The organism is Aeromonas sp. 603404 (assembly GCF_049171775.1).
In the GTDB taxonomy this organism is placed as follows: Bacteria; Pseudomonadota; Gammaproteobacteria; order Enterobacterales; family Aeromonadaceae; genus Aeromonas; species Aeromonas veronii_A.
Genome location: NZ_JAAKPE010000031.1, coordinates 1 through 513, shown reverse-complemented (window position 1 = coordinate 513; position 513 = coordinate 1). Strand labels below are relative to the sequence as shown.

The window sequence follows — 513 nt, the reverse complement described above, 5'->3', positions numbered from 1 at the left end:
CAACTGCCTCAACTGCCTCAACTGCCTCAACTGCCTCAACTGCCTCAACTGCCTCAACTGCCTCAACTGCCTCAACTCATCATTCACCTATATGTTCTTCTATAGAAGTAAGCGCTGTTCCCAAACCACTGCTGAGTGGTGAATGGTTAATGGTTGGATCACTTGGCGTGAACATCGTCAGCCAGCTGATATCGCCCTACATATACCCATTTGCCCAATTGCGGACGTTTTCCCTTGTAGGGTCTCAGTCGCAAGTCCATCTTGGCCTCCTTGTTTTCGGCCATTCTAGCAACCAGAAGGGTGTTTCTGTGGATAAGTTTGTATAAAAGCTGTGGTTGGATATGAATAACTAAAAAAGTGCTGTTTTTTGCAATTTTATTGCAGATAAGGGGTTGCCAGAAAGAATCTGTTCCCTATAATGCGCCTCCATCGACACGGCAAGCGGCAACGCAAACAACCTCGTCGGTAACCTCGAAAAGCCTTTGAAAATAAGGCTTGACTCGAGAAGGCGGT

At 46.8% G+C, this 513-nt stretch carries 1 pseudogene; it reads right to left on the bottom strand.

Annotated elements, in window-relative coordinates:
- Window positions 1–173: 173 nt before the first annotated feature.
- Window positions 174–284 (bottom strand): annotated as a pseudogene (locus G5306_RS20380) (gamma carbonic anhydrase family protein); the annotation flags it as partial.
- Between the last annotated feature and the right edge of the window lie 229 nt (window positions 285–513).